At 68.6% G+C, this 26,637-nt stretch carries 23 protein-coding genes; 8 read left to right on the top strand and 15 right to left on the bottom strand.

The features are described from left to right. Positions 1-115: 115 nt before the first annotated feature. Positions 116-1,105 carry a tripartite tricarboxylate transporter substrate binding protein gene (locus tag HV798_RS27410; RefSeq protein ID WP_175195654.1) on the bottom strand — a complete coding sequence of 330 codons (990 nt, stop codon included), beginning with the start codon at positions 1,103-1,105 and terminating at the stop codon, positions 116-118. Further along, positions 1,102-1,938, bottom strand: coding sequence for an amidohydrolase family protein (locus tag HV798_RS27405; protein WP_175195656.1), 837 nt, complete (start codon positions 1,936-1,938; stop codon positions 1,102-1,104). The genes HV798_RS27410 and HV798_RS27405 overlap by 4 nt, the downstream gene beginning before the upstream one ends. Positions 1,939-2,068: 130 nt before the next feature. On the opposite strand from HV798_RS27405, the gene HV798_RS27400 reads away from it, so the two are divergent. Together HV798_RS27400 and HV798_RS27395 are read left to right on the top strand one after the other, a co-directional pair. Further along, positions 2,069-2,956 (top strand): LysR family transcriptional regulator, encoded by an 888-nt coding sequence (locus HV798_RS27400; protein ID WP_175195658.1) that lies wholly within the window; start codon positions 2,069-2,071, stop codon positions 2,954-2,956. Between the two features lie 186 nt (positions 2,957-3,142). Further along, entirely contained in the window at positions 3,143-4,972 is a 1,830-nt protein-coding gene (locus tag HV798_RS27395) for an ABC transporter ATP-binding protein/permease (RefSeq protein WP_175195660.1), read from the top strand. On the opposite strand, the gene HV798_RS27390 is transcribed toward HV798_RS27395, so the two are convergent. The 3 genes from HV798_RS27390 to HV798_RS27380 form a co-directional block, all read right to left on the bottom strand. After that, on the bottom strand, positions 4,969-6,459 hold the full coding sequence (locus tag HV798_RS27390; protein WP_175195662.1) for a TonB family protein: 1,491 nt from the start codon (positions 6,457-6,459) through the stop codon (positions 4,969-4,971). The genes HV798_RS27395 and HV798_RS27390 overlap by 4 nt on opposite strands. Positions 6,460-6,462: 3 nt before the next feature. After that, the gene (locus HV798_RS27385; RefSeq protein ID WP_175195664.1) at positions 6,463-8,193 is read right to left on the bottom strand and encodes a molecular chaperone HscC; all 1,731 of its coding nucleotides are present in this window, start codon (positions 8,191-8,193) and stop codon (positions 6,463-6,465) included. Positions 8,194-8,272: 79 nt separating this feature from the next. Next, a complete protein-coding gene (locus HV798_RS27380) occupies positions 8,273-9,076 on the bottom strand; it encodes an aspartate dehydrogenase (RefSeq protein WP_175195666.1) in 804 nt (267 codons plus the stop codon). A 281-nt stretch (positions 9,077-9,357) separates the two neighbouring features. On the opposite strand from HV798_RS27380, the gene HV798_RS27375 reads away from it, so the two are divergent. Beyond that, positions 9,358-9,867 carry a GNAT family N-acetyltransferase gene (locus tag HV798_RS27375; protein WP_175195668.1) on the top strand — a complete coding sequence of 170 codons (510 nt, stop codon included), beginning with the start codon at positions 9,358-9,360 and terminating at the stop codon, positions 9,865-9,867. Here HV798_RS27375 and HV798_RS27370 read toward each other — a convergent pair. The 8 genes from HV798_RS27370 to HV798_RS27335 form a co-directional block, all read right to left on the bottom strand. Further along, the gene (locus HV798_RS27370; RefSeq protein ID WP_175195677.1) at positions 9,828-10,778 is read right to left on the bottom strand and encodes a BMP family ABC transporter substrate-binding protein; all 951 of its coding nucleotides are present in this window, start codon (positions 10,776-10,778) and stop codon (positions 9,828-9,830) included. The two genes, HV798_RS27375 and HV798_RS27370, sit on opposite strands and share 40 nt — an antisense overlap. Continuing rightward, positions 10,775-11,752, bottom strand: a complete 978-nt coding sequence (locus tag HV798_RS27365; RefSeq protein WP_175195679.1) for a Bug family tripartite tricarboxylate transporter substrate binding protein — start codon at positions 11,750-11,752, stop codon at positions 10,775-10,777. Before HV798_RS27365 ends, HV798_RS27370 begins: the two co-directional genes overlap by 4 nt. Before the next feature lie 181 nt (positions 11,753-11,933). Next, the gene (locus tag HV798_RS27360) at positions 11,934-13,322 is read right to left on the bottom strand and encodes an amidohydrolase (RefSeq protein ID WP_175195681.1); all 1,389 of its coding nucleotides are present in this window, start codon (positions 13,320-13,322) and stop codon (positions 11,934-11,936) included. Positions 13,323-13,499: 177 nt separating this feature from the next. Beyond that, on the bottom strand, positions 13,500-14,993 hold the full coding sequence (locus tag HV798_RS27355; RefSeq protein WP_175195683.1) for an MFS transporter: 1,494 nt from the start codon (positions 14,991-14,993) through the stop codon (positions 13,500-13,502). Between the two features lie 125 nt (positions 14,994-15,118). Beyond that, positions 15,119-16,069, bottom strand: coding sequence for a Bug family tripartite tricarboxylate transporter substrate binding protein (locus HV798_RS27350; protein WP_175195685.1), 951 nt, complete (start codon positions 16,067-16,069; stop codon positions 15,119-15,121). A gap of 66 nt (positions 16,070-16,135) precedes the next feature. After that, positions 16,136-17,407 carry a carboxylesterase family protein gene (locus HV798_RS27345; protein WP_175195687.1) on the bottom strand — a complete coding sequence of 424 codons (1,272 nt, stop codon included), beginning with the start codon at positions 17,405-17,407 and terminating at the stop codon, positions 16,136-16,138. Between the two features lie 172 nt (positions 17,408-17,579). Further along, entirely contained in the window at positions 17,580-18,530 is a 951-nt protein-coding gene (locus tag HV798_RS27340; RefSeq protein WP_025135719.1) for an adenosine deaminase, read from the bottom strand. A 12-nt stretch (positions 18,531-18,542) separates the two neighbouring features. Continuing rightward, positions 18,543-19,535: a LysR family transcriptional regulator gene (locus HV798_RS27335; protein WP_246289228.1), complete on the bottom strand. Its 993-nt coding sequence runs from the start codon at positions 19,533-19,535 to the stop codon at positions 18,543-18,545. Positions 19,536-19,645: 110 nt separating this feature from the next. Between HV798_RS27335 and HV798_RS27330 the strand changes: the two genes are divergently transcribed. The 5 genes from HV798_RS27330 (at position 19,646) to HV798_RS27310 (ending at position 24,292) form a co-directional block, all read left to right on the top strand. Continuing rightward, entirely contained in the window at positions 19,646-20,326 is a 681-nt protein-coding gene (locus HV798_RS27330) for a hypothetical protein (RefSeq protein WP_246289225.1), read from the top strand. 97 nt (positions 20,327-20,423) lie between these two features. Beyond that, positions 20,424-21,737, top strand: a complete 1,314-nt coding sequence (locus tag HV798_RS27325; protein ID WP_246289222.1) for an MATE family efflux transporter — start codon at positions 20,424-20,426, stop codon at positions 21,735-21,737. 118 nt (positions 21,738-21,855) lie between these two features. Next, positions 21,856-23,427, top strand: coding sequence for a lytic murein transglycosylase (locus tag HV798_RS27320; protein WP_175195691.1), 1,572 nt, complete (start codon positions 21,856-21,858; stop codon positions 23,425-23,427). Positions 23,428-23,444: 17 nt separating this feature from the next. Next, positions 23,445-24,086, top strand: a complete 642-nt coding sequence (locus HV798_RS27315) for a GNAT family N-acetyltransferase (protein WP_246289219.1) — start codon at positions 23,445-23,447, stop codon at positions 24,084-24,086. A gap of 20 nt (positions 24,087-24,106) precedes the next feature. Further along, a complete protein-coding gene (locus tag HV798_RS27310; RefSeq protein WP_175195693.1) occupies positions 24,107-24,292 on the top strand; it encodes an oxidoreductase-like domain-containing protein in 186 nt (61 codons plus the stop codon). 85 nt (positions 24,293-24,377) lie between these two features. Here HV798_RS27310 and HV798_RS27305 read toward each other — a convergent pair whose 3' ends face one another. Together HV798_RS27305 and HV798_RS27300 are read right to left on the bottom strand one after the other, a co-directional pair. Further along, positions 24,378-24,815, bottom strand: coding sequence for an acetyltransferase (locus HV798_RS27305; protein ID WP_025135726.1), 438 nt, complete (start codon positions 24,813-24,815; stop codon positions 24,378-24,380). Between the two features lie 8 nt (positions 24,816-24,823). Continuing rightward, positions 24,824-26,563: a M14 family metallopeptidase gene (locus tag HV798_RS27300; protein ID WP_175195695.1), complete on the bottom strand. Its 1,740-nt coding sequence runs from the start codon at positions 26,561-26,563 to the stop codon at positions 24,824-24,826. Between the last annotated feature and the right edge of the window lie 74 nt (positions 26,564-26,637).

Below are 26,637 nucleotides of genomic sequence, written 5' to 3'. Positions count from 1 at the left end.
CCAAAAAAAAACGGGCGCCCCAAAGGGCGCCCCAAGACCGGCATTCCGGTAGCGGACCATCGGGCCGTGCCTGGCATCCCGGGGGATGCGCGACGCGGCCAGGTCCGGGCAGTACTCAATCCAATTTCAGACCGGCTTCCTTGACCACGCGTTGCCATTTTTCGATTTCGGCGCGGCGGAAGGTATCCAGTTCGGCGGGCGTCGAGCCGATGGGCTCGGCGCCGATGCCTTCGAGCTGTTCGGCGATCTGCGGGTCTTTCAGCACCTTGGCCAGGGCTTGCGAGACCTGATTGACGATCTCGGGCGGCGTGCCGGCGGGCGCGAACACGGCATTCCATTCATAGGTCTCGTAGCCCGGCACGCCGGATTCGGCGATGGTGGGCAGGTCGGGCGCCGCCTTCGAGCGTTGCGATCCGCCCACGGCCACGGCGCGCAGCTTGCCGTTCTTCACGTGCTGCCAGGCCGAGCCCATGCTGGCGAACATCACCGGCACCTGGCCGGACATGACGTCGATCATGGCCGGGCCGCCGCCCTTGTAGGCCACGTGCTGCAGCTGGGTCTTGGCCAGCAGGTTGAACAGCTCGCCGGCCAGGTGCTGCGCCGAGCCGGGGCCGGCCGAGGCGAAATAGACATGGTCCTTGGCGCCGGGCTGGCCCAGCTTGATCAGGTCGGCCACGGTCTTGACTTCGTACGACGGCGTCACCACCAGTACGTTGGGCACGCGCAGCAGCAGCGATACCGGGGCAAAGGCGGTCAGCGTGTCGAACTGCATCTTGGGGTGCAGGGCGGGGTTCTGCGCGTGGTTGGACGCGTCCAGCATCAGCGTGTAGCCGTCGGGCTGGGCCTTGGCCACCACCGCGCCGCCGATCATGCCGCCGGCGCCGCCGCGGTTTTCGATCACCACCGGCTGGCCCAGTTCGGCCGCCAGCTTGGGGCCGATCAGGCGGGCCACCACGTCGACCGTGCCGCCGGGCGGGTAGGTCACGACCAGCGTGACGGCGCGCTCGGGATAGGCGGCCTGTGCCGCGCCGGCAGCGCCGGCCAGCACTCCGGCGGCGGCCAGCAGGCTGCTGCGTCGCGCGAGGCGTTTGAACAGAGGGGTCATCGTGGGTCTCCTTGGAATTGGAACAGCTGCAACGGCGTGTCGGCGAGAACGGCGCGCCGTTGCGCGGGGTCGTCGATCCAGGCGTCCAGCCACTGCGTCGCCGCAGGGTAGGACGCCAGGTGGCGATGCTCGGTGTGGGGCCAGTCGCTGCCCCACATGAGTCGGGCGGGCGTGTAGGCGCGCAGCAATTGCTGCGTGGCCTCGCGCCCGGATGCGGCACAGGCGGGCGCGGGCCAATTGCGGTACGCGGCCGCCAGCTTGACCCAGACGCGGGCGCTGTCGGCCTGGCGCAGCAGGTAGGCAAAGCCCGGGTCGGCCACGCCCAGCGCAGGGTCGGGCCGGCCGAAATGGTCCACCACCAGGCGGCAGCCGGCTTGCAGCAGCGCCGGCATGATATCGGCCAGGCGCGCGGCCTGCACGTGGATTTCGACATGCCAGCCCAGCGCATTGACGCGGTCCAGCAGATGGCGCCAGGCCGGCGCCGCGACGTCGGGCAAGGGCAGGCCGATCAGGTTCAGGCGGATGCCGACCACGCCGGCCGCAGCCAGGGCCTGCAACGCCTCGTCCGCAATGGTGGGGTCCACCACTGCCACGCCGCGCAGCCGATCGGGTTGCGCACGCAGCGCCTGAACCAGGTGGCTGTTGTCGGTGCCCAGGAAACTGGGCTGCACCAGCACGCCGTGGGTCAGGCCGTGCGTATCCAGCAGGGCCAGGTATTGGTCCAGCGTGGCGTCGTAGTCGGGGGTGTGGCGGCGCGTGTCCGCCAGCGCCAGGCCTTGCCGGAATACGTGGGCGTGGGTGTCGACGGCGGGGCCGGTCGCGGACGGGGGCAAGGCGGGTCTCCTGGGGCGGGTGCGGAGCCGGTGGCCCGCACGCTTCTGTAAGGTTTTGTAAGGCGGGATTGTAGGGAGACCAGGTATAGTTTTCTATTGTGTAAAAGCGCTTTATTTATATTGGATTGATATGGAAACCCGGCATCTGCGCTATTTTCTGGCCGTCGTCGACCACGGCAGCGTCAGCCGCGCCTCGGAATGGCTGGGCATTGCCCAGCCGGCGCTCAGCCAGGCGCTGGGCCGCATGGAAAAAGACCTGGGCGTGCGCCTGTTCGAACGCTCGCGCCAGGGCAGCACCCCCACGCCGGCCGCCATCGCCATCCTGGAAGACGTGCGCGCCAGCGTCACGCGCATCGATGCCGCCGCCCGCCGCGCCCAGGAAATCGGCCGTGGCAGCGCCGGGCAACTGACGGTGGGGCTGGTGTCGTCGGCGCTGTTCAACACGCTGCCCCGCGCGCTGCGCGAAATGCGGCGGCAGGCGCCCGGCGTGCGCATCATCCTGCGCGAGATGAGCAACGCCGAGCAGGCCGAAGCCTTGCAGACCGGCGAGATCGATATCGGACTGATGCACACCCCGGTGGCGGTGGGCGGCCGCATGCGCGAACGCCAGCTGCTGCGCGACCGCCTGGTGGCGGCCGTGCCGGATGAGTTCGAGGTTGCGCCCGACGGCCAGGTGTCGATGGCGCAGATCGCCCAGGCCGGCCTGGTGATGTATCCGCAATCGCAATTGCCGGCGTTCTATGCCGACATCCTGGACGCCATGCGCAAAGGCGGCCACGACGCCCACGTGGCGCAGGAAGCCAACCGCACCCTGACCGTGCTGGCCTGCGTGGCCGGCGGTTGCGGCGTGGCGCTGCTGCCCAGCTGGATCCGATCGCTGGATTTCAGCGGCGTGCGCTTCTGCGAGGTGCGCGACGGCGAACGCCTGCCCAGCTTCGACCTAAGCGCCATCTGGCCGGCGCGGTCGGTGCCGACGCTGGCGGACACGTTCGCCAATCTGGATCTGGGAGGGCGGTAAGGCCAGGGCAGCCTTGCACGGCATGGTGCCGTTGCTGCGCAGCTGGCTGCGGCCTTTGCTGGTTCAGTCTTTCAGTCCGCCTTCAGTTGCGCCGCCGAACGCTTAAGCCACGCTTAAGACGGCGGTTTCGCCGGAACTACCCCCCCTTCGCCGTTCTAACCAGAAACGACGCTAGAGGGGCATGTCATGGATCTGAACTGGCAGCAGCAGTTATGGGAAAGCGCGCTTTGGCTGGCGCGCGCCTGTGGCATCACCGCCATCGCGCTGGTGGCGGTGTCCCTGGCGTTGTCGCGCTGGACCGACTGGGGCCGCAAGTTCTGGCGCCTGGCCTGGCCCTACCTGACGCCGCGCCGCAGCTGGCGGCCGCTGTTGACGCTGGCCGCACTGCTGTTCCTGGCGATGTTCTCGGTCCGCATGACCGTGCTGTTTTCCTATTGGTACAACGGCTTCTACAGCGCCTTGCAGGCGCTGGACCCGACCGCGTTCTGGCGCTTTCTGGGCATCTTTTCGGTGCTGGCCAGCGTGCACGTGGTGCGCACCCTGATCGACAGCTACGCCGGCCAGGCCTTCGACATCCACTGGCGGGTGTGGCTCAACGACCGCCTGACCGGCGATTGGCTGGGCGCGCGCGCCTACTACCGCAGCCACTTCGTCGGCGAGCCGGTGGACAACCCCGACCAGCGCATCGAGCAGGACATCTCGATGTTCGTCACCGGTTCGCGCAGCCTCGCCATCGGTGCGCTCAGCGCCATGGTGTCGCTGGTGGCGTTCACGGGCATCCTGTGGAACCTGTCCGGGCCGCTGGGCGTGGCCGGCGTCGAGATCCCGCGCGCCATGGTCTTCATGGTGTACCTGTACGTCATCGTCGCCACGCTGTTCGCCTTCAAGATCGGACGGCCGTTGATCCTGTTGAACTTCCTGTCCGAACGCCTGACCGCCAACTTCCGCTACGCCTTGCTGCGGCTGCGCGAAAACGCCGAGAACGTGGCCTTCTATCAGGGCGAAGCCGTCGAGCGCGCCACGCTCTGGACGCGGTTTTCGGCCTACATCGCCAACCTGTGGGCGCGGGTGTACCGGGGCCTGAAGTTCGACGGCTTCAACCTGGCGGTCAGCCAGGTGGCGGTGGTGTTTCCCTTTCTGTTGCAGGCGCAGCGTTTCTTCAGCGGCGCCATCAAGCTGGGCGACGTCATGCAGACCGCGCAGGCCTTCGGCCAGGTGCAGGATTCGCTGTCGTTCTTTCGTACCTCGTACGATTCGTTCGCCCAGTACCGCGCCACGTTGAACCGCCTGGCGGGCTTTCTGGATGCGAACGCCGCGGCGCGTGAACTGCCGGCCATCGAGCCGCAACCCTTGCCCGACGGTTTGCAGATCACTGGCCTGGATGTGTCGCGGCCCGACGGGCAGGCCTTGTTGCGCCAGTTGAATCTGTCGCTGCATCCGGGCCAGTCCCTGCTCATCAAGGGGCCATCGGGCAGCGGCAAGACGACCCTGCTGCGCGCCCTGGCGGGTCTGTGGCCGTATGCGCAGGGCAGCGTGAAGCGGCCGCTGGGCGCGGCGGCGCTGTTCCTGTCGCAACGACCCTATCTGCCGCTGGGTGCGCTGCGTGATGCGGTGGCGTATCCGGGCCACGCCCAGCCTGGGGACGACACCCGCCTGGCGGCTGCGCTGCGGCAAGTGAACCTGGGCCACCTGGCCGGGCGTCTGGACGAGGCGGCCGACTGGTCGCGCATCCTGTCCATCGGCGAGCAGCAACGCGTGGCATTCGCTCGCGTGCTGTTCAACCGGCCCGCCATCGTGTTCCTGGACGAAGCCACGTCGGCCACCGACGAAGGCCTGGAACACATGCTGTACAGCCTGCTGCGCCAGGAACTGCCCGATTGCATGCTGGTCAGCGTGGGCCATCGCAGCACGCTGGACCCGTTCCATACGCACCGGCTGGCGCTGGATGGCGAGGGCGGGTGGACGATGGGGGCGATGGGCGATGTGATGCCGGCACCGCAACGCGCGGCCGCCTAGCGCTTGTCCAGCTTGTAATCGAACATCAACAACACCTGGCTGGGCACGGGTTTGCCGTCGCGGGTAGCAGGCATCAGGCGCACCGCCCGGGCGGCGTTCACCGCCGCCACATCCAGGTCGGCGTGGTTCGATGAAAACAGCAGGGCGGTCCGCTGGACCTGGCCCTGTTCGTCGAGCAGCACGCGCACCCAGACCGGACCGGTGAAACCGTTGATCTGGGCCTCGTAGGGATAGCGCAGGTCCGGTTTTTCCGTAATGACCAGCACCTTCGGCGTGTCCAGGGGCCAGGGTTCGGATTGCCCGTTGATCAGCGCCGGGCATCCCAGCGGTGGACTTTGCACCTGCTTGTCGCAGGGGCGGACTGCGGCCGCGGCGCGCTGGGCCTGCAAGGTGATGCGGGTGTCGGCCAGGGCCATCTTGGCCGGGTCCGGCCGGTAGGTGGTGCCGTCGCGCGCGTCCCGGTACATCGCAGCCAGGCCCAGGATGACGACGATGCCAAGGACGATCAGCAGCTTGTTCTTGGCAGGCCAGTCTGCCAGCCGCCGGATGCGCTCGGCGCGGGCGATGGCGCTGCGCCACGCCGTGATGCGGGCTTCGCCCAGGTCCAGCATCGCCAGTTCCGGCGCCACCAGGTAGAGCCGCTCGAACTGTTCGCCGTGCAACACCGCGTCGACGCGGCTGGGCTTGGCCCGCTTGCGCGCCAGCGCCAGTACGGCGTCCAGGGGCACGCGCTGCTCTGGCGGAAGATGGACGTAGAGTTCCATCTGGTCGTGCAGGTGGCCGAGCCAGCGTGAGAGTTCGGGGTCGGAGGGAAAGGGGGCATTCAAGCCGTTCCAATCGAACGCGCGGCGGGCCGTGTTGAACAGGGCCAACCGTCCGCTGGGCCGGGCGCGGATGGCATGCGCCAGGCTGGCGGCCAGGTCTTGCCGGGCATCCAGGTGGGTCAGGCGTTCGTCCAGCAGCGCGCGGTCAAGCAGCGGCTGCACCTGATCGTCCGCCGCAGCCATCAGTTCGCGGGTCCAGTGCGCCACCGCTTCGGCCCGTTCGGCGGCGCTGGGCAGCGTGTGATCGGAAGCGGGCGTCGGGTCGGGCCGCGAGTGTGCGTCGTGGGTTTGTCTTGCCGACCGGCGTGGTGCGCGGCGGCGGTCGGGGGACGAAGTTTCAGGGCCCTGGTCCGACGCTGGCGTGGATTCCGAAGGCGGTTCGGGGGCGGGTTCGTCAGGCCACGAGCGCCGCAAGGGCGCCGGCGGCACGTCTGGCTCGGGGCGCTCCGCGGGATGGGGGGTGGGTGCAGAGAAGGGCGCTGCCGTCGAACTTTGTCCATCCGCCCAGGCGCGGGCACGCTCATAGGCTTCGCGCAGCGCGGCAAAACCTTCCGGGTTCGCGGCCTGGTCGATCTTTTTCAATGCGACGGCGTAGGCGCGCCGGATGGATTTCTGGTCGGGCGTGGGCGTGATGCCCAGCACCGAAAAAAAGGCGGCGGGCATGGGCTAGTCGCGTTGGGCTGGGTCGAACGCCTGGTCGAAAACGCTGGCGCGTTCCAGGTGGTCAACCACCTGGCGCAGGCGGTCGCGCGCATCCGGTACCAAGCGTTCGTCCTGTTGTTCAAGCACTTGTTCGAACAGCAGGATTTCGTCGGCCAGGCCCTGGCGCTGTTCACCGCGCAACAGTTGATAGACCCGCTCGGCCCTGGCCAGCAAGGCGCGGTTGGCGGCATGCTCGCGGGGATGGATCTTCAATTCGGCCAGTTCCGCGAGGCGCTTGCGCACCTGGGCCTCGGACATCTGCGTACCACCGCCCTGGATGACGACGCTTTGCACCGGACCGCCGCGCTGCAGCGACGCCTGGACTTCAAGCAGCCCGTTGACGTCATAGGTGAAGCGTACATCGATCGCGCATTCCTGGCGCGACAACCGCGGCAGCGGCAGGTTCAGCGCGCCCAGGCGGATGTTGTCCCGCACCAGCCGCGATTCGCCTTGGTAGATTTCCAGTTCGACGTAGGCCTGGTTGTCCTGCAGCGGATAGTAGGTTTCCTGGCGGCTGACCGGCACGATCGTATTGCGCTCGATGATCGGCGAGAAATGGCCTGGCAGATGCTGGCCGGTGGCCGTCGTACGCGAGGTATTCACCCCCAGCGTATACGGGCAGACGTCGGTCATGACCACTTCGTCCAGCGTCTGGTCCTTCATCTTCAGGCCCGCCATGACCGCCGCACCCGCGGCCACCACTTCATCGGGATTCATGTCGATGCAGGGAAAGCGGCCGAACATGCGGGTGACCAGGTGGCGCACGAGCGGCATGCGGGTGGCGCCGCCGGCCAGCACTACGGTGGCGATGTCGGAGGTGCGGATATCGGCGTCGCGCAACGACCGCTCCACCGGCCCGCGCAGCCGCGCCAGCAGCGGCTCGCTCAATTCTGCGAACAGGTTCTGGGTCAGGTCCAGGACGTATTCGGAATCCCGCCACGATACGGCGATGCGGGCGTCGGTCTCTTGCGACAACTGCCGCTTGGCGGTCTCGGCCTGCGCCAGCAATTGCTGCATGAAGCGCCGGTCATCGCGTGCGGCATTCGACAAGCCGTGGGTCAGGAAGAATTTCTGGACGATCTCGTTGACGAAGTCTTCGCCGCCCAGGAAGTTGTCGCCTGCGGTGGCGCGCACTTCCATCACGCCTTCGAACAATTCCAGCACCGACACGTCGAACGTGCCGCCGCCCAGGTCAAAGACCAGGAACTGCGTTTCGACCTCGCTCTGGTGCAGCCCGTAGGCCAGCGCCGCGGCCGTGGGCTCGTTGATGAGCCGTTCCACCTTCAAGCCGGCCAGTTCGCCCGCGATGCGCGTGGCCTTGCGCTGGCCATCGGAAAAATACGCCGGCACGCTGATGATGGCTTCGGTCACCGCGTGGCCAAGCGCGGCCTCGGCGTCTTCCTTGAGGGCGCGCAGCACCAGCGAAGAGAGGTCTTCCGCGCGGAATTCCTGAGTTCCCAGGCGGAACCGCTTATCGCTGCCCATATGCCGCTTGAACAGCGACGCCGTGCGTTCCGGATGCGTCTGCAGGCGGTCGCGTGCGGCGGCGCCGATCAGAATCGTGCCGTCTTCGTCCAGGCTGACGCAGGAAGGGGTGAGCAGGCTGCCCAGGGCGTTGGGCACCAGCCTGGGCTTGCCGTCTTGCCACAATGCCACCAGGCTGTTGGTCGTGCCCAGGTCGATACCGATGATCATGAAACCGTGTTTCCGTTCGAGTTGCGCCAAGGCGGGTGCGCCAGACCCGGCGCGGGCCTGGACGGTTCAGCAGGAACGCTCAAGTCCCGACGCGCAGCGGCCCGGTCAGCTTGCGCAGCGCGGCGATGACGCTTTGCGCGGTGATGCGGCCGGTCTTGGGGTTGGCCGACGGGATGTTCTGGATTTCCATCGAGAACGAGGCCGAATCGGACACGACTTCGACGCGGTGGATATTGCGTTCCAGGGACGGGTCGGCCCAGATTTCGAGCGTGGTGCGATCCGGGCCGATGCCGGCCAGCGACACGCTGACCGCGACGTTCAGGTTGGCCGGGAAACCTACGGCCGCTTCGCGCGGCGAGCCGCGGAAGATCAGGCGCGGTTCGGTGATGTCGGCGATGTCGATGTTGTTGTCCACCAGGTACGGCGCGCCGAGCAGGCCGCGCACCGGCTTGCGGGTGATCATGGTGACCGAGTGAATGACGCCTTCGGCGGCGGCGGTGATGGCGTCCAGGCCCAGGATGGCGCCGGACGGCACCAGGATCTGGCCCTGGTGGGCGCGCGCCAGTTCGATCAGGTCGTCGTGGCGCAGCAGCGCGCCCGAGCTCAGCACCACCAGTTTCTTGCCGGCCTTGAGCACCGGTTCGGCCAGTTCGCGGAACACGGCTGCGGGGGCGCATTCGACGACCACGTCGCAGTGTTCGGCCAGCTCGCCGATGGTGGTGAAGGTGGGCTTGGCGTTTTTCCAGGCGAAGGCGGGCGGGGCCTTGGGGTCGCGCACGGCCACGGCGGCCAGCGTCAGGCCGGGCAGGCCGGCATCCAGGGATTGCGCCACGGCCTGGCCGATGGCGCCGAAGCCGGCGATGCCGACGCGGTAGCTGTTCATGGAAGATTCCGGATGAAGGTCGCGGCGAGCCGCGGGGTCGAAGGCTGGGCCAGCGGGCGGTGGGTCTGCCCGGCCAGGGTCGGCGGTCACTGTAGCGAGGGGGCGGGCAGGCGTCAATGATGGGTGGGAATTGTCGGACGCCTGAACGGGCCATGGGCGCCTGGGTATCAACCTGGCACACCAAAGCGCGACAGCCGCGCCGCGACAACGATCCGGGCTGATGTCGCCGCCGCGTACACTCGCGCTTTCGCACCACGCTTCACCTTGCCAGGAGACAGGCCATGCAGATTTCCGCCGAAACCCCCGCCGACATCGACGCCATTTTCGCGTTGACGCAGCTCGCGTTCCGCGACCATCCGCATAGCCAGCAGACCGAGGGCTACATCATCAACGCGCTGCGTGCGGCCGGGGCGCTGACGCTGTCTCTGGTGGCCCGCGACGCGGGCCGCCCGGTGGGCCACATCGCCTTTTCGCCGGTCACGATCAGCGACGGCGCGTCCGATTGGTACGGGTTGGGCCCGGTGGCGGTGTTGCCCGAAATGCAGGGCCGCGGCATCGGCGCGGCGTTGATCCAGGCCGGCCTGGCCGAACTGAAGGCGCGCGGCGCGGCCGGCTGCGTGGTGATGGGCGATCCGGCCTATTACGGCCGCTTTGGCTTTGCGGCCACTGCGGCGCTGACGTACCCCGGCGTGCCGCCGGAATACTTCATGGCGCAGGCGTTCACGCGGTCAGCCAAGGGGCAGGTGGCGTATCACGAAGGGTTCGCTGCAACGGGGCCGACCGCCGCTTGAGGCGCTTGCTCCAGCGCAAATTCCTGCCCGGTGTAGTCACCCGCCACCTGCACGTCGCCGCGTGCCAGCCGGGCCGACCAGTCATCCAGAATGCGGCGTTCCTCGGCGCTGACGTCCGCGCCCAGCACCAGGCGCAGCGAGGCCTCGGCTTGCAGGCCGAAATGCGTGATCTCACCCACCCGCAACGCCCCGGCCGCATGGTCGGCCGCGGCGCGTTCCACGCACAGGCCGGAATCGGCCAGCGCCGATGCCAGGAATACGGCCGGATCGCGCGCCACCCAATCGAGCACGTTGCCGATCTGGCGTAGCCCGTGGCGGCGGCACGACTCGGTGATGCCGCCACGGCCGCCGTCCATCATCGCGAACACGACCCGGGCGCCGCGCGCGGCCAGGCCATCGGTCCAGGCGCCGGCCAGCGCGGGGTCGTGCTGGTTGCCGCAAAAGCCCGTCAGCGGGTCCTGGCCCCGCACCCGGCGCACGCCGTCGGCATAGGCCGCGCGGCCCTTCAGGCCGGGCCGCACGCGTTCGCCCGACAAGTGCGCCGCGCCGCCGCGCAGCCCCGCCAGCACGCCAGCCAGGAAGGCGGTGTGTTCCTGCAGGATGTCGTACGAAGCCACGTTGGCGGCGTGATGGCTGCCCTGGGTGATGGCGAACTGGGTGCGCGCAAAGCGCGGCGCGATGCGCGCGACCGGAACGTCGCCCTGGCCGCCGTGCACGATGACCAGGTCGGGCCCGGCTGCGCACAGGTCCGCCAGGCGCTCGGTGCGCCGGTCCGGGTCGTTGTCGGCGATCCATTCGATCTGTAGCGCATGGCCCGCCCGGGCGGCGCGCGCGGCCCCTTCGACGGCGGCTTCGTTGAAGCCGCCACGGCCCGGGTGGCCGAACAGCACCAGCACGCGGCGGGCGCTCACAGGCTGGCTCCGGTGGCACGCACCACCGGCCCCCAGGCGTCGGCCTGGCGGCGCACGAAGTCGGTGAATTCGCTGGGCGATTTCTCGGCCAGCACGAAACCCTGGCTTTCCAGTTTGGCGCGCAGGTCGGGCGTTTGCAGCACCTGCGTCAACGCGGCATGCAGGCGCTGGCTGATGGCATCCGGCAAGCCGGCCGGCCCCGACAGGCCGATGAAATTCTCGGCCACCAGGCCGGGGTAGCCCAGTTCTCCCACCGCCGGAATCGCCGGCGCCTGCGGCACGCGCTGCTGCGTCGTGACGGCCAAGAGGCGCAACTGTCCGGTACGCAGGAACGGCAGGTTCTGCGGCAGCGCATCCACCGCGAAGCGGATCTGGCCGCCCAGCAGGTCATTGCGCATCGCGCCCGATCCCTTGTACGGAATGTGCTGCAGCGGCGCGCCGGTCTGGCGCGCATACAGTTCGCCCACGATCTGGCCGACCGAGGCCAGGCCGCCGCTGCCGTATTGCACGGGTTCGGGCTGCGCCTTGATCCAGTCGGTCAGCTGCGCGAAGGTCTCGACGGGCACCGATGGATGCACGACAAAGGCGGTCGGCACGGCGCCGATGTAGGCAACATGGCGAAAGCTGGTCAGCGGGTCGTAGCTGTGCTGCGGCATCAACGCGGGCGAGATCGACAGCGGCGCCGAGTTCGACATCAGCAGCGTGTAGCCGTCGGCCGGGGCCTGCGCCACTTGCGCCGCGCCCAGGGTGGAACCGGCGCCGGGACGGTTCTCGATCACGATGGCCTGGCCCAGCCGGTCCGCCAGGCTCGGCGCGATGAGGCGCGCGGCGATGTCGCTGGCGCCGCCCGGCGGAAAGGTCACCACCAGCCGGATGGGGCGTTCGGGCCACGCGGCGGCGCGCGCCGGACGGGGCCGCGCAAGCGGCAGCGCCAGTGCACTGGCAAGCAGAAGTCGGCGTCGGGAAATCGGCATGGGGGTACGGCTCTTAGGCGGCAAAGGGCCGTACTGTAGGAAACCGCGCGGGGTCCCACAAAGACTTTATGGCGGTTTGCTTATGCCCGCCGCGCAAGGCGGCGGGTGCGTCGGCAACGCACGCCTTGCACGTGCGTCTTGTGGGCCTGCCGCGCCGGGCAGGCCCTGGCCGCCAGCCAGGCTAGCTGCCCTTTTTGGCGCGGGCCATGTAGTCCACGGTCAGGTTCGACAAGGCGCGCACGCCGTTGATCAAGCCCGATTCATCCACGTAGAAACGTGGCGAGTGGTTGGGCGCGGCGGTTTCCGGATCGGTGCCCTTGGGCGTCACGCCCAGGTAGAAGAACATGCCCGGCACCTTCTCCTGGTAGAAGGAAAAGTCTTCCGATGCCGTCGACTTGGGCTGCAGGCCGTAGTTGCCTTCGCCGGCCACGCGGCGCAGGGTGGGGCCCATTTCCTCGGTCAGGCCGGGGTTGTTGACGGTGGCGTTGTACAGCTCGACCACACGCACATCGGCCTTGGCCCCCGCGCTCTGCGCGATCATCGTGGCCGTGCGTTCGATGCGCTGGTGGATGTCTTTCTTCATGCCCTCGTCGTACGTACGGATGGTGCCCGTCATGGCAACGCTGTCCGGCACGATGTTCATGCGGTTGCCGCCATGGATGGCGCCCACGGTGATGACGGCCGGTTCCAGCATGCTGTTGATCTGGCGGCTGGGAATGGTCTGCAGGCCCAGGATGATCTGCGAGCTGACCACGATGGGGTCGATGCCCGACCAGGGGCGTGCGCCATGGGTCTGCTTGCCGGTGACGTCGATCCAGAACTGGTCGGCCGCCGCCATCGCCGGGCCGCTGCGCCACGACAGCTTGCCCACCGGATAGCTGCTGGACACGTGCAGGCCGAAGATCGCGTCGACCTTGGGATTTTCCAGCACGCCTTCCTGCACCATCATCTTGGCGCCCCAGATCTTCTTGCCGTCCGGCTCGAAATCGGCCGGGCTTTCCTCGGCGGGCTGGAAGATGAATTTGACGCTGCCGGGCAGCTGGTCCTTCATGCCAGCCAGCACTTCGGCCGTGGCCATCAGGATGGCGGTGTGGGCATCGTGGCCGCAGGCGTGCATCACGTCCACTTCCTTGCCCAGGTAGGTGCCCTTGGCCTTCGAGGCAAACGGCACGTCGACCTGTTCCTTCACCGGCAGCGCGTCCATGTCGGCGCGCAGCGCCACCACCGGGCCGGGCTTGCCGCCCTTCAGTACCGCGACCACGCCGGTGCCGGCCACGCCCGTCTTGACGTCCATGCCCAGCGCGCGCAGGTGGTCGGCCACCAGCTTGGACGTGCGGTTTTCCTGGTTGCCCAGTTCGGGATGCTGGTGGATGTCGCGGCGCCAGGCGATGAGCTTGTCTTCGATGGCCTTGGCGCGCTGGTCGATCTGCGCGGCCAGCGCCGCGTCGGGCGCGGGCTGCAGCGGGCCTTGCGTGCCGGGCGCGCTTTGCGCGGCGGCCAGTCCGCTCATGGCCAGGTGCGCGGCCAGCGCCAACGGCGCCAGGCGCCACGCGAGAGTGCGTTGCTTCATGGTTGTCTCCTCTTGGTTGTTAACCTGTTATTGGGCGGAAATCTTACCCGAGCGACAACCCCTTGATGCGATTTTTACCGATGCTTAAAAATGGCGCGGTTTGATTCCGGGCGCTGGAATTCCGAGGGCTGGAATGCCGCGCCGATGTGCCAGAAAATCGCGATGCGTCGCGCGCATTTACGCCGCGTGCAGCACCGGCCGCGCGCCACGCGTGACGATCAGCAGCAGCAATGCCGCCAGCACCGACATCGCGCCGGCGCCCGCCATCGCGGCGTGAAAGCCGCCAGCCAGGGCATCGGCAAACAATGCCGCCACGCCGTCCGGCTGCGCGGGCAGCACATGCTGCGTGACGGCGGCGCGCGCCACGGCCTGCGCGTCCGGCTGGCCCAGGCGCGCCAGCGCCGTGGCCAGGCTGTCGACCGCGCGTCCGCTCATCAGCGCGCCCAGCAGCGCGATGCCGATGGTCATGCCGGTCTGGCGCAATGCGTTCATGGTGGCCGACGCCATGCCCGAGCGTTCGCGCGGCACCGTCGCCATGACGGCCATGCTGGTCGAGGGCACCGTCAGGCCCATGCCCAACCCCAGCACCACCATCAGCGTGCCGGTCAGCGCATAGGGCGTGTGCGCGTCCAGGCTCATCATGCCCAGCATGGCCGCGCCGATCAGGCCGTAGCCGGCGATCATCAGGCGCGGCAGGCCGAAGCGCGCATTCAGGCGGCCGAACACGGTCGACACCAGGCCCGACGCCACGAACTGCGGCGCCAGTTGCCAGCCGCTGGCCAGCGGTGACAGCCCTTGCACGTGCTGCAGGTACAGCGAGAAAAAGAACAGGCTGCTGTAGCCGCCGAAGCCCAGCACGAAAGACGCGAAGTTGGTGACTGCGAACCCCGCGTCGCGAAACAGGCCCAGCGGCAGCAGCGGCCGCGCAACTTTCTGCTCGACCCACAGGAAGGCGACCAGGCTGACGCCGGCAATGGCCAGCGCCGTGACGGCGGCGGGCGCTTGCCAGCCATGCTCGCCCGCGGCGATCAGGCCGTAGGTCAGGGCGCCCAGCCAGATCACGCTCAGCGCCTGGCCGGCGGGGTCGAACGCGGCGTGTTCGGGGTGCGCGCTTTCCTGGATGCCCCACAGGCCCAGCCCGATGGCCAGTGCGCCCACGGGCAGGTTGATGAGAAAGATGCTTTGCCAGCTGAAGTGCGCCACCAGCACGCCGCCCAGCATCGGCCCCACGATCAGCGAGATGGCATTGCACGAGGCCCAGAGACCGATGGCCTGCGCCCGTTCGCGAGGCTCGGGAAAGGCCTGCGTCAACAGCGACAGCGCGCCGGGAATCAGCAAGGCGCCAGCGACCCCCTGCACGGCGCGGCCGATCAGCAGCATCGGCAGGCTCTCGGCCACGCCGCACAGCGCCGAGCCCACGGTGAACAGCAGCACGCCAGCCAGCCACGAACGCTTGCGGCCATAGCGGTCGCCCAGCGGCCCCGCCGACAGCATGAAGGCGGACAGGAACAGTGCGTACGCATCCACCACCCACTGCAAGCCGGCCATGTCGATACGCAAGGCGGCTTGCATAGTGGGCAGGGCCACGTTGACGATGCTGATGTCCAGGATGGTGATGAAGCTGCCCAGGTTGACGGCAAGCACCAGGGCGCGGCGGCGGCTGAGGGTCATACGGATCGACCAGGAAAGGGGGAAGACCGTATTCTATTTAGTGACTGACCGTCGGTCAATGAAAGAAAACAGGGCCCCAGAAGAACAACCTGCCCACCCGTGCATGCGTGGGCAGGCGGGCGTCATCAATTCAGCTTGATCCCCAGTTCCTTGATCAGCGGCCCCATCTCGGCCCGGTCGGCGGCGATGGTGTCCGCCAGTTCCTGCGCGGTGCCGCCGATGGGAATCATGCCCAGCGTCTGCATCTGCGCCTTCATCGCGGGTTCCTTCAGGATGTCCGACACCGTCTTCTGAATCAGCGCCACCCGGTCAGCCGGCACGCCGGCCGGCGCCATCAGGCCGATCCACGGTTGCGGCGCGTAGTCCGTCATGCCGGACTCGCGCAGCGTCGGCGTGTCGGGCAGGCCGGCAAAGCGCTCGGGGCTGGTGATGGCCAGCGCGCGCAGGCGGCCGCTGTCGATCAGCCCCTTGGAACTGGACGGCGCATCCAGCCCCACGTCGAGCTGGCCGCCGATCAGGTCGTTCTGCGTCTTGCCGGAGGACGACGACGGGATATACAGCGCCTTGATGCCGGCACGCCGCGCGGTCTGCTCCCACACCAGGTGAAACGCGGTGCCGATCGAGAACGAACCCACCGACAGGCTGCGCGCGCGGCTTTCGCGCACGAAGTCCTGCCAGGTCTTGATCGGGCTGTCGGCAGGCACGATGAACAGGAACGGCGTGCGCGCCACCAGCGCCACCGGTTGCAGATCCTTTTGCGGATCGAAGGGCAGGCTGTCCACCGCGAACGGCACGATGGTCACGGACGAGGCCACCACCATACCCAGCGTGTAGCCGTCCGGGGCGGACTTGACCAGCGCGCCGGTGCTGATGATGCCGGACGCGCCGGGTTTGTTTTCCACCACGACCGCCTGGCCCCAGGCCTGCGACAGCTTGCTGGCCAGCACGCGCAGCATGACGTCCACCGGACCGCCAGGCGGGTTGGACACGATGATCTTGACCGGCTTGTCGGGATAGGCCGCGCTGGCGGCGGCGGGCAGCAGCAGGGCAAGCGAGATCGCGAGAGACTTGAACATGGATATTCCCCTTGTGTGTGTGTTGTCGGCAGAGCAGTGGCTACGCGTGGCGGGCCGGCGTTCGACTCAGTCCAACGCGTGCAGGTGCGGCGCGGGCGGCCAGTCGGGCGTCTCGCCGCGGATGAAGGCGAGCCAGGCGCGTTGCGTCGTTTCGGTCAGCCGGGCCGCCTGTGCAGATGGCAGGCCGCGCAGCATGGGCGCGCTGTCGAAGGCGTCCAGGGTGCCGAACACGAACGGCAGTTCGATGCAGTGGCAGGCGAGAAAGACCTCGGTCGGCGCCACGTCAACGCGCGCCAGCCAAGCCTGGCGGCCCTGCGCGACGGCATCCGTGGCCCACTGCCGCGATGGCGCGCCGAACACGGCTTCACTGGCGGCCTGGCTGTCCGGGCCGGTGCCGTAGCCGGGAAACGCGGCCATCTCATTGCGGGTATAGGCCACCAGCACGTCGGCGCGGCCGGCGGCTCGTTGCAAGGCCGGGGCGATGTCGGCGGGCAGCACCTGGCCGTCCAGCACCGGGCCGAACAGGCTGCGGCGGCCGCCCTCGGCCTGTAGCGCCGCGACGACTTGCGGCGCCTGCTGCGCGGCGAGCAGGTGTTCGACGGGCAGGGCGCGGGCCGCTTGCAGTGTGGCGGCGCCAGCCGCTTCCAGGAAGACCTTGCCCAATGCGGCGGCCTGCACCGAACTGCGAAAGCCGCGCCCCAGCGCAGCGCTCTGCAGGATCGCCCGGGCAAAGCGCGGCCGGCGCGTCAGCATGGCGCAGATCGACGAGGCGCCGGCCGACTGGCCCATCAGCGTGACGCGTTCGGGGTCACCGCCCATGGCGTCGATGTTGTCCATTACCCAGTCGATGGCGGCTTCCTGGTCCAGCAGCCCCACGTTGGCGGTCTGCCCCGGCACATGCAGCCAGCCCAGCGCGGCCAGCCGGTAGTTCACCGCCACGACCACCACGTCGCCCCGCCCAGCCAGGCGCGCGCCGTCGTACCAGTCCAGCGCGCCCGCGCCGCTTTGCCAGGCGCCGCCATGCAGCCACACCACCACGGGCCGGCGTCGCGCATCGGCGGCCGGGGTCCAGACGGTCAGGTGCAGGCAGTCTTCGGACTGCGGCGCGTCAAAGTCGCCCATGGCGCCGCGCAGGCGCGAGGGCAACTGCGGCGGTACGGGGCCGGGGCGGGTGGCATCCCGCGGGCCTTCCCAGCGGGCGGGCTCGGGCGGTGCGAAGCGCAGCGCGCCCAAGGGCGGTGCGGCATACGGAATGGCGCTGAAACGGCAGATGCCGTTCTCGTCGCGCAGGCCGGTCAGCAGGCCGGCGCGCAGCCTGGCCTGGACGGATTCGGTCATGGTGTTGCCCCTTGTCGTTGTCATCGTGGCGGCAACGCCTGAAGGCATTGCCGTCTTCGGACTATGGTAGGGACGAACGGGGCGGCCAGGACATGCCGGTTTCGATCCGGGCCATGCGGGTTGCGCATGGCCCGGCGACGGCTTGGGCCGAAGCCGCTTATGCCGAAGCCGCTTACTTCAGGATGCGCGCATCCATGCTGTTGTCGGCCAGGGCCTGCGCCTGAGCCTGGCTCATGCCCAGGTGCTCGTACAGCGCGTAGAAGTTCTCGGTGACGTAGCCGCCGAAATAGGCCGGGTCGTCGGAATTGACGGTGACCTTCACCCCCGCGTCCAGCAGCGACAGGATGTTGTGCTGCGACATGTGTTCGAACACGCGCAGGCGGGTGTTGGACAGCGGGCACACGGTCAGCGGAATCTGCTCGTCGATCAATCGGGCCATCAGGCGCGGGTCTTCCGCGGCGCGCACGCCGTGGTCGATGCGCAGCACCTTCAGCAGGTCCAGCGCTTCCCAGATGTATTCCGGCGGGCCTTCTTCGCCCGCGTGCGCCACGGCCGGCAGCCCTTCGGCGCGGGCGCGGTCGAACACACGCTGGAACAGCCGCGGCGGAAAGCCTTTTTCGCTGCTGTCCAGGCCCACGGCGATGAAAGCGTCGCGGTAGGGCAGCGCTTGTTCCAGCGTGCGCATGGCCTGCTCTTCGGGCAGGTGGCGCAAAAAGCTGAGGATCAGGCCGCTGCTGATGCCCAGCTTCTTGCGGCCGTCTTCCAGCGCCTGGCTGATGCCGCCCAGCACGGCGGCGAACGGCACGCCGCGGTCGGTGTGGGTCTGCGGATCGAAGAAGGGTTCGGTGTGCACCACGTTCTGCTCGTGGCACTTGACCAGGTAGTCCCAGGTCAGGTCGTAGAAGTCCTGCTCGGTGCGTAGCACGTCGGCGCCCAGGTAGTACAGGTCCAGGAATTCCTGCAGGTTGCCGTAGTTGTAGGCGCCGCGCAGCGCATCGATGTCGGGCCACGGCAGCGCCACGCCGTTGCGGCGGGCCAGGCGGAAGAGCAGCTCGGGTTCCAGCGAGCCTTCCAGGTGCAGGTGCAGTTCCGCCTTGGGCAGGGCATTGAGCCAGTCGTACATGGATGGGTGCTCCTAATCAGTGTTAACAGGCGCTGGATGGGGGGCTTGAGCCATAACGGCCTGGGCCAGCGTGGTCTGGGCCGTCGTGGCCTGAGCCGCAATGGCCTGGGCCAGCGTGTCCGCGAACGCGCGGGCCTGGCGGGTGCTGGGCCGGTCGCGGCGCCAGATCGCCGCCAGCGGCGATTTGCGCAGGGCGGGGCGGGCCGCCAGCACGACGACTTCGCCGCGCGCCTCGCGCACCGCCGCAACGCTGCCCGGCAGCATCCACAGATAATGGCCTTCCAGCAGCATTTCGCGGCCGAATTCCAGCGACAGGGCGCCGATCATATCCGGAATCGGCAGGCCCGCCTGGTGCAGCAGCATTTCCAGCTCGCCGCGGATGCGGCTGCCGGGCAGGGCGGTGATCCACGGATAGGCCACGCATTCGGCCAGGCCGGCGTCCGGCCGGCCCGCCAGCGGATGGTTCGGTCCGCAGACCAGCACCACGGCGTCTTCCAGCAAGGTGGCCGACCGATAGACCTGCGGATTGACCGTGGACGAAAAACGGCTGATCAACACGTCCAGCGCGCCCGCGTCCAGGTCTTCGATCAGGCGTTCGTGCGTGCCGATCTCAAGCGTGAGCGTGATGCGCGGATAGGCCTGGCGAAAGCGCGTCGCCGCCTGGGCCACCGGCCAGCCGGCAAACATGGAAAAACAGCCCACCGTCAGGCTGCCTTCGTCGCCGCGCGACAGCGCGGCCAGGTCGATCTCGGCCTTGCGAAAGCCCGTCAGCAATTGGCGCGCATGGCGGCACATGGCTTCGCCCAGCGGCGTGCAACTGGTGCCGCGGGCCGTGCGTTCGAACAGCCGCGCACCCACCAGTTCCTCGATTTCGGCGATGGCCCGCGACAGGCCCGACTGCGTGCTGTGCAGTTGCGTGGCCGCCTTGGACAGGTTGCCCAGCTCGGCCACCGTCAGCACGATTTCCAGATGCCGGGTGCGGAGTTTTCCTTTGAAGGGCGTCATGGGGGCGGCAGTGGGCGGGCGGTGAAGGGCAATCCGCCGATTATTCCCCCCCGCCGCGGCCTTGGCAACGCGGTGTTTCGGTATAGTGCGTGGCCATGGGACACGACACGATGACAATAAAGATGGCGCTGGCCGCCGCGGCGCTGGCCAGCCTGTCGGCCTGCGGGGTCTCCACGGTGGACGACGTACGCGTCACCTGGCCGGATTTCAAGCAAGGCGCGCCGCTGGTGCTGCCGTCGGACCCGGCCCAGTGCCCGGACTTGGCCGGCACGTATCGCGCGGCCGGCGAACTGCGCGGCGGTAAGGCCTCGGCGGCCGGTCTGTCCGACCTGCAGCGCTTTCTGGCGAACGCGCTGGCGTTGCCGGGTCTGCAAGACACTGCCGAACGCCAATGGCAGCCCACGGCCGCGGCCCGCGTGACGTTCAATCGCGTGCCCGAGGGCTGGCGCATCCAGGCAGACGACGGTCGGGGCGGGGGCAATGAAACGCTGCTGCGCCAACGCGACGGGGCCGCCGACCCGGACCCCGTCAATCCCGCCGACTCGCCCCTGTTCGGCGCCAGCCGCTATACCGGCTGCACCCAGGGCCGCTTCTGGGTGACGGCGCGGCGCGACTGGCATCAATACGAATCCATGGGCGTGTACCGCTACGTCGCGCTGCTGCGGCCGCAACAGGGCGGGCTGCTGGTCAGCGTGCAGCGCGAATCCCACAGCATCGGCCTGTTGCCGTGGTATTCGTCCGACAGCGACCAGGCGCAATACTGGTTCGCGCCGACGGCTGCGCGTCCATGAGGCGCATGAGCGCCCGACGGCGAGTGGATCGAATATCAAGGGACGCGGCTTGACGAGCGCGGCGGCCTCTTGCGCCGGGGCGGTGCCCGCGCGTTTCGTGTCCGGACCGCTGCGTGGCCACGTGCTTGAAATGGTGCTCACCGGCTGGACCAGCATGCTGGCCGTCTTCGGCGTGGAATTCCTGACCCTGCTCTATCTGGGCACGCTGCGCGACGAAACGGTGCTGGCGGCGGTGGGCTTCGGGTCGATGACGCTGTTCACCGTCATCTCGGTCGCCATGGGCGTGACGGTGGGCGGCGTGGCGCGGGTGTCGCGCGCGCTGGGGGCGGGCGATCCGCGGCAAGCGCGCCGCATGGCGGCGGCCTCGCTGGTGCTGATGGCATTGGCCATGGCCGTGTCCGCGGCGCTGTACCTGGCGGCCATCGGCCCGTTCACGCAGGCGATTGGACTGGCCCCTGACGTGCGGGCGCGGCTGCTGTCCTACGTGGCCATCACCGCGCCGTTCGCCACCGTGATGGGTCTGGGCATGATGCTGTCCAACCTGCTGCGCGCCGCCGGCTATGGCCGGCAGTCCATGTGGGTGCTGCTGGCCGGCACGGCCACCGTGGCGGTGCTGGATCCACTGGTGATCTTCGTGCTGGACGGCGGCATGGTCGGGGTGGCCTGGGCCGGCGGCATCGGCCGCGTGGCGACGCTGGTGCTGGGCGGCTGGCTGGTCTTCGGCAAGCACCGGCTGGTGGCGCGCCCCGAGCGGGCACGCCTGGGCGCCGACCTGGCCGCCGTAGGCCGCATTGCCTTGCCCGCCGGCCTGAGCGCGCTGGCCACGCCCGCTGCCGTCATCTTCACCGCGTCCACTTACGCCGGCTTCGGCCCCAGCGTCATGGCCGGCGCCACCGTGGTGGACCGGGTGCTGCAACTGTCATATTCGATGTTCTTCGTGCTGCCCGGCGCCATCGGGCCGATCCTGGGGCAGAACCTGGGGGCAGGGCAGTGGGAGCGGGTGCGCCGCACCGTGCGCCTGACCGCCGCCATGGCGCTGATGTACGGGTTTGGCGCTGCGGTGCTGCTGGCCCTCCTGGGGCCGTGGATCGCCGACCTGTTCCAGGTGTCCGGCCAAGGCCGCGAGCTGGTGCTGTTCTTCTGCCGCTACGGCAGCTTCGCCTGGGCGGTCAATAGTCTCTTTTTCGTGTCCATCGCCGTCTTCAACAATCTTGGCCACGCCACCTATGCCACTGCCATCGGCTGGCTGCGCGCCACCGTGGGCACGTTGCCGTTCGTCTGGCTGGGGGCGCACTACGGCGGACCCGAAGGCGTGCTGCTGGGTCAGACCCTGGGCTTTGCGCTGTTCTCGCTGCTGGCGATGGCGCTGTGCGTGCGCGTGCTGCGCCGCCCGCCCGCGGGCCTGCGGTAACGATCTCTTTCGGGCCAGCGGGGCGGTCGTTACCGATGGATAAATCGGTGCCATTGGGTTCGATTTCGGCGGCCGGTCGGGGTACGATCCGGGCTGACTCCGATTTTTCAGGATTGCCATGCGTCAGCATTCCCTTCGCGCCCGAATTGATCCCTTTGCCCGTGTGGTCCTGGCCGCCGCATTCTGCGCCGCCGCCACGGGCATCGCCCAGGCCGAAGGGCCGTCGTCGGCTACGGGCTCGCGCAGTTCCGCCAGCCAGCCGGCGCCCGCGCCGGTGCTCACGCCCAAGCGCAGCTTCGACGACGCCTCGACGCCGGCCGCGACCGCCGCTCCCGCAGCCGATCCCGATTCGTCGCTTGCCGCGCCGCCGACGAATGTCCATGCGCCTGCCCCGGCCCCCGTCGCGGCCCCGGCTGCACCTGCACCTGCACCTGCACCTGCGCCTGCGCCTGCACCCACGCCTGCCGCATCCGCCACGTCGCCCAAGGTCATCATCCCGACCGAGCTCGACAACAAGGCCTGCATCGCCAAGCTGCGCAAGGGCGCCACGGCCAACGGGCTGACGGTGGCCGACTGGGACAAGTACACGGCCAACGCCAAGCTGCTGCCCACCACCGTCGCGTCCGCCCAGGGCCAGCCCGAAGGCCGCGAGTCCTGGTGGGACTACATCGCCAAGACCGTCGACGACGAACGCGTCAACGACGGCCGCGGCGTGCTGGCCAAGTATGGCAAGCAGCTGGACGCCATCAGCCAGCAATACCAGGTAGACCCGGCCACGCTGGTCGCCATCTTCGGCATCGAGACCAACTACGGCCGCCAGGTCGGCAAGACCGACGTGCTCAACGCCTGGCTCACCCGCGCCTGCACCGAAAACAAGACCCTGTGGGAAAAGAACGCCTACGCCTCGGTGCGCCTGCTGCGCGACGGCGTGGTGCAGCCCGACAGCTTCGTGGGTTCCTGGAGCGGCGCCTTCGGCATGACCCAGTTCATCCCGACCTCGTTCTACGAACTGGCCGCCGATGGCGACGGCGACGGCAAGATCGATCTCTACAATTCGCTGCCCGATGCCCTGGCGTCCACCGCCAACCACCTGCGCAAGCGCCGCGCCAAATGGACCCACGGCCTGCCCGCCGTGGTCGAAGTGCGCGTGCCGGCCGACGTGGCCGCCGCCATCCCGCCCGCGCCGGACGCCGAATACGTCGGCTCGCAAGACCGCCGCAGCATCGCGCAGTGGGCCCAGGCGGGCCTCAAGCAGGGCAATGGCTCGGCACTGAAGCTGGCCTCGGGCAACGACGAACAGGCCTATCTGTTCGCACCCACCGGCGCCACCGGCCCGATCTTCCTGGCCACCGTCAATTTCGACGCGATCCTGCACTACAACCAGTCGCGCCGTTACGGGCTGGCGGTGTCGCTGCTGCTGAACCGCCTGCAAGGCGGCCCGGCGCTGGCTACCGCCTGGCCCACCGATGATCCTGGCCTGTCGCGCGCCCAGATCAAGTCGGTGCAGGAAATGCTCATCAGCCTGGGCTACGACATCGGCATCGCCGATGGCATCCCCGGCGCCAAGACCCGCGATGCGGTCCGCGCCGAACAGGAAAAGCGCAACCTGCCGCAGGACGGCCGGGTCGGCAAGCGCATCTACGACGCGCTCAAGACATCGGGCGACGTCAAGGCCAAGCCGGGCGCCTGAAGGATGGGGCTTACGCCGTGACACTGCTGCCCGACTCGTTCGTCACCGCCCGCTTGCGCGCCGAGCGCATGTCGCAGACGCACCTGTCGTTCATCACCGCCATGCACGCCGACGCCGCCCTGATGGCCTCCATGGGCGGCACCCGCGATGCCGCGTCCAGCCGGCGCTATGTGCAACACAACCTGCTGCATTGGGCCGAGCAGGGCTATGGCATGTACGTGCTGACGGAACGCGAATCCGGCGCGCTGGCGGGCCGCGCCGGGCTCAAGCTGGCGGTGTCGGGCAAAGTGGAACGGGTCGAAATCGCCTACGCCTTCCAGGCGGCCTGTTGGGGCCGCGGCTATGCGTCGGAAATCACGCGGGCGCTGCTGGCGTTGGGCTTCGAGCGCCTGCCCGTGCAGGTCCTGAGCGCCGTGGCGGTCGTGACCAACCCGGCCTCGCTGCGCGTCATGGAAAAGTGCGGGCTGCGCTGGATCGAAACCACCGGCGAAGGCGACGCCCGCAAGCTGCGCTATGAAATCCGGCGCGAGCAATGGCGGGCGTTGGCGTCCTGTGACGGGGCGACGCCCCGGGCGGGATCTTTGCCGGAACCCGCGGAAAAGTCCGCGACGGGCGAGGCGTCCGCGCATCGGGCCGGCGGCGCTAACATGGCGTCATGAATGCCGTTTTGAAACCCGCCATGACTACCCGCGATATCCCGCCTGCAATCGACGACGATCCCCCGCCCGTTCCCCCCGAAGCGCCCGCACCCGAAGAATGCTGCAACAGCGGCTGCATTCCCTGTGTGTACGACACCTATAACGAAGCGATGGACGCGTACCGCGACGCGCTCAAGGCCTGGCGCGCGCGCCACGGCCAAGCCTAGCAAGGTAAAGCGGGGCAAAGCCGGGCAGAAGGGAAGAGGGGACTACCACGCTGGAGTGGCTACGCAAGCGTAGCCACTGGGCCGTTCAGCCCGCCAGCTTCATGTGGATGATCGGCCGCGGCCGGCCGGCCGCGTCGGTTTCCGATCGGCCCACGTCCTGAAAGCCATAGTGCTTGTAGAAGCCGTGGGCCTGGGGGTTCTGTTCATTGACGTCCACCTGCAGGCTGCCGTGCAGCGACAGCGCAAAGTTCAGCAGGCGGCGGCCCGCCCCTTTGCCGCGCTTGTTGGCGTCGACGAACAGCATTTCGACTTTGTTGCCGTTCAGGCCCATGAAGCCGGCGACTTCGCCGGTATCGTCTTCACAGACCCAGACGCGTACCGACGGCAGGTAGGTGTTGAGCACCTGCGGGTACATGGCCTGGATTTCCTTTTCGGTCAGGAACGTATGGGTGGCCCGCACCGAACGAAGCCAGATGTCCACCAGGGCGAGATCGTCGCCGTGGTTGCGTTCTCGGATGTTCATGTCAAGCGCTACAAGCCCGATCGGTAGATGTCAGTGGCCGCCAAGACGGTTTCCATTTGCACAGTATGCGCGAAAACGAAACGGTCCCCGTACACGGTTTCATCCGGAAACTCGGAAATCAACGCCATCGGCAGCTCTTCCCGGTCGGTCTCCGTGACCTGTACGGGGATGCCGTTCAGCACATCGAATCCGGTTTCGAGTGCGTGGGCGTGGAATAGTTCAAGTTGGCGGGCGTTGAATTCCACCAGGCCCGGCACGTTGCGGGCCAGGCGCGCCGTCACGCCTTCGATCAGGCGGCGGGCGCGTTCGCTCCAGCCCGGGTGGTGGCGCAGCACCAGGAAAAAGCCCTTGGGCACCGTCCACAGCTCGAAATGCCGCGGCAGGTAGCCCGACAGGGGGCGGGTCCACTCGTGCGCTGGGTAGCCGTGCAGGTTGATGTGCAGTTGCGCGCCGCTGATGGCGTGCGCCTGGTGGCGGCCGTCGCGCTCGAAGAACGGCGCGTGTTCGCGGTAGGCGATGTCATCGCCCAGCGCGCTGTAGCGCGAGGCATGCAGCATGTGGCGCGGATGCTGTTCGCGCAGGCGGTTGAACAGCGCATAGCCATCGGGATTTTCCGAGGCGATCAGCGCGAAGTGTGCATCGCCGCGCGCCTTGAGCGCTTCGGCCGCACGCAGCGCGCCGACTACGCCGGACGTTTCGTTGGCATGCTGCGCACCCGAAATGAACACCGCAGGCCCCGGGCCACGCAGGTAGGTGCCCAGCACCGGACGGCCCTGGCGCGACACGGCCTGGAATTCGTCGCCGGCCAGCGCGGCCACACAGCCGGCAATCTGCGCGGCGGGCAGCGGTTCGCGTTGCTGGGCCAGTGGCGTGGCGAGTGGTGCGGGGGTCACCGGCGCGGGCGGCGCAAAGGGCTCCAGCGTCATCATCACGCGCGCCGCGCCATCGTGGCGGCGGACATCGGGAATGATCTGGCCGGGCTGCAGGCCGCGGTCGCCGGACGGGCGGCCGGAATGTTGCTGGAAGTGTTCCAGCAACGAGAAATACAGGTCTTCGTGCAGCGCCTCGAAGGTGCTGACGATTTCTTCGTCCACCGGCAGGGCGAAGTCCATGCCCGGCAGGTCGACGCGGATTTCCAGGCGGTCGAAGTACGGTTCGTGCGCGCCCCAGGCATGCTGGCGCACGGTATCGACGATGCTGCGGAAGGCTTGCTGGTATTCGGTGGCCTGCGGGCCGTCGGTCTGCACGGCGCCGTCGGCGTCGCACACGCGCAGCCAGCCGGTGGGCGACAGTTCGGGCGTGCCGTCCTGGGCCTGGCCAAGCTGGTTGGGGGCGAATACGCGCGTCTCTACGCGGCGGCCGTCGGCATAGGCCAGGGTGACGTCGTAATGCAGGTCGGCTGCGCCCGCGCGCATCGCGACGCGCACGCCGGGCAGCAGGGCGACCAGCGGATACGCTTCCAGTGTGAAGCGCTTGGCCTGGGCGTGTTCGTGCAACGGGTAGCGCAGGTCGACGGACACCAGCCCGTCGCGCTCGACTTCTTCCAGGAAGTAATGCACCAGCGGCTTGTAGGCGCTGCGAAAACGCGCCGTGACGCCCGCCTGCGCCAGCCGGGCCTCGGCCTCGCGACGCGCGTCGACGCCCTCGAACAACCACCCCTCGACCGCCGCCCCACGCCAGGCCGGCGCCTTGTAGGCGTGGATCCACGCGTCAAGCGTGCGGTCGAATGTCTTTTCCAGCAAAACCATTGTCACAAGTCCTCAAGTGCTCTCATTGGCGCCTCGCCCCGCCGCCGGGCCGCCCCAAGGCGGGGCCGCCCCCT

The sequence above is a fragment of the Achromobacter deleyi genome (genome assembly GCF_902859705.1).
Classification (GTDB): domain Bacteria; phylum Pseudomonadota; class Gammaproteobacteria; order Burkholderiales; family Burkholderiaceae_B; genus Achromobacter; species Achromobacter deleyi.
This window is presented reverse-complemented; position numbering and strand designations above follow the sequence as displayed.

Coding starts and splice junctions, on each gene's coding strand:
- HV798_RS27390 (WP_175195662.1), bottom strand. CDS start 6,459: ATGCCCGCCGCCTTTTTTTCGGTGCTGGGCATCACGCCCACGCCCGAC.
- HV798_RS27360 (WP_175195681.1), bottom strand. CDS start 13,322: ATGAAGCAACGCACTCTCGCGTGGCGCCTGGCGCCGTTGGCGCTGGCC.
- HV798_RS27375 (WP_175195668.1), top strand. CDS start 9,358: ATGCAGATTTCCGCCGAAACCCCCGCCGACATCGACGCCATTTTCGCG.
- HV798_RS27395 (WP_175195660.1), top strand. CDS start 3,143: ATGGATCTGAACTGGCAGCAGCAGTTATGGGAAAGCGCGCTTTGGCTG.
- HV798_RS27300 (WP_175195695.1), bottom strand. CDS start 26,563: ATGGTTTTGCTGGAAAAGACATTCGACCGCACGCTTGACGCGTGGATC.
- HV798_RS27330 (WP_246289225.1), top strand. CDS start 19,646: ATGACAATAAAGATGGCGCTGGCCGCCGCGGCGCTGGCCAGCCTGTCG.
- HV798_RS27380 (WP_175195666.1), bottom strand. CDS start 9,076: ATGAACAGCTACCGCGTCGGCATCGCCGGCTTCGGCGCCATCGGCCAG.
- HV798_RS27365 (WP_175195679.1), bottom strand. CDS start 11,752: ATGCCGATTTCCCGACGCCGACTTCTGCTTGCCAGTGCACTGGCGCTG.
- HV798_RS27385 (WP_175195664.1), bottom strand. CDS start 8,193: ATGATCATCGGTATCGACCTGGGCACGACCAACAGCCTGGTGGCATTG.
- HV798_RS27355 (WP_175195683.1), bottom strand. CDS start 14,993: ATGACCCTCAGCCGCCGCCGCGCCCTGGTGCTTGCCGTCAACCTGGGC.
- HV798_RS27305 (WP_025135726.1), bottom strand. CDS start 24,815: ATGAACATCCGAGAACGCAACCACGGCGACGATCTCGCCCTGGTGGAC.
- HV798_RS27310 (WP_175195693.1), top strand. CDS start 24,107: ATGACTACCCGCGATATCCCGCCTGCAATCGACGACGATCCCCCGCCC.
- HV798_RS27320 (WP_175195691.1), top strand. CDS start 21,856: ATGCGTCAGCATTCCCTTCGCGCCCGAATTGATCCCTTTGCCCGTGTG.
- HV798_RS27340 (WP_025135719.1), bottom strand. CDS start 18,530: ATGTACGACTGGCTCAATGCCCTGCCCAAGGCGGAACTGCACCTGCAC.
- HV798_RS27400 (WP_175195658.1), top strand. CDS start 2,069: ATGGAAACCCGGCATCTGCGCTATTTTCTGGCCGTCGTCGACCACGGC.
- HV798_RS27335 (WP_246289228.1), bottom strand. CDS start 19,535: ATGACGCCCTTCAAAGGAAAACTCCGCACCCGGCATCTGGAAATCGTG.
- HV798_RS27410 (WP_175195654.1), bottom strand. CDS start 1,105: ATGACCCCTCTGTTCAAACGCCTCGCGCGACGCAGCAGCCTGCTGGCC.
- HV798_RS27345 (WP_175195687.1), bottom strand. CDS start 17,407: ATGACCGAATCCGTCCAGGCCAGGCTGCGCGCCGGCCTGCTGACCGGC.
- HV798_RS27350 (WP_175195685.1), bottom strand. CDS start 16,069: ATGTTCAAGTCTCTCGCGATCTCGCTTGCCCTGCTGCTGCCCGCCGCC.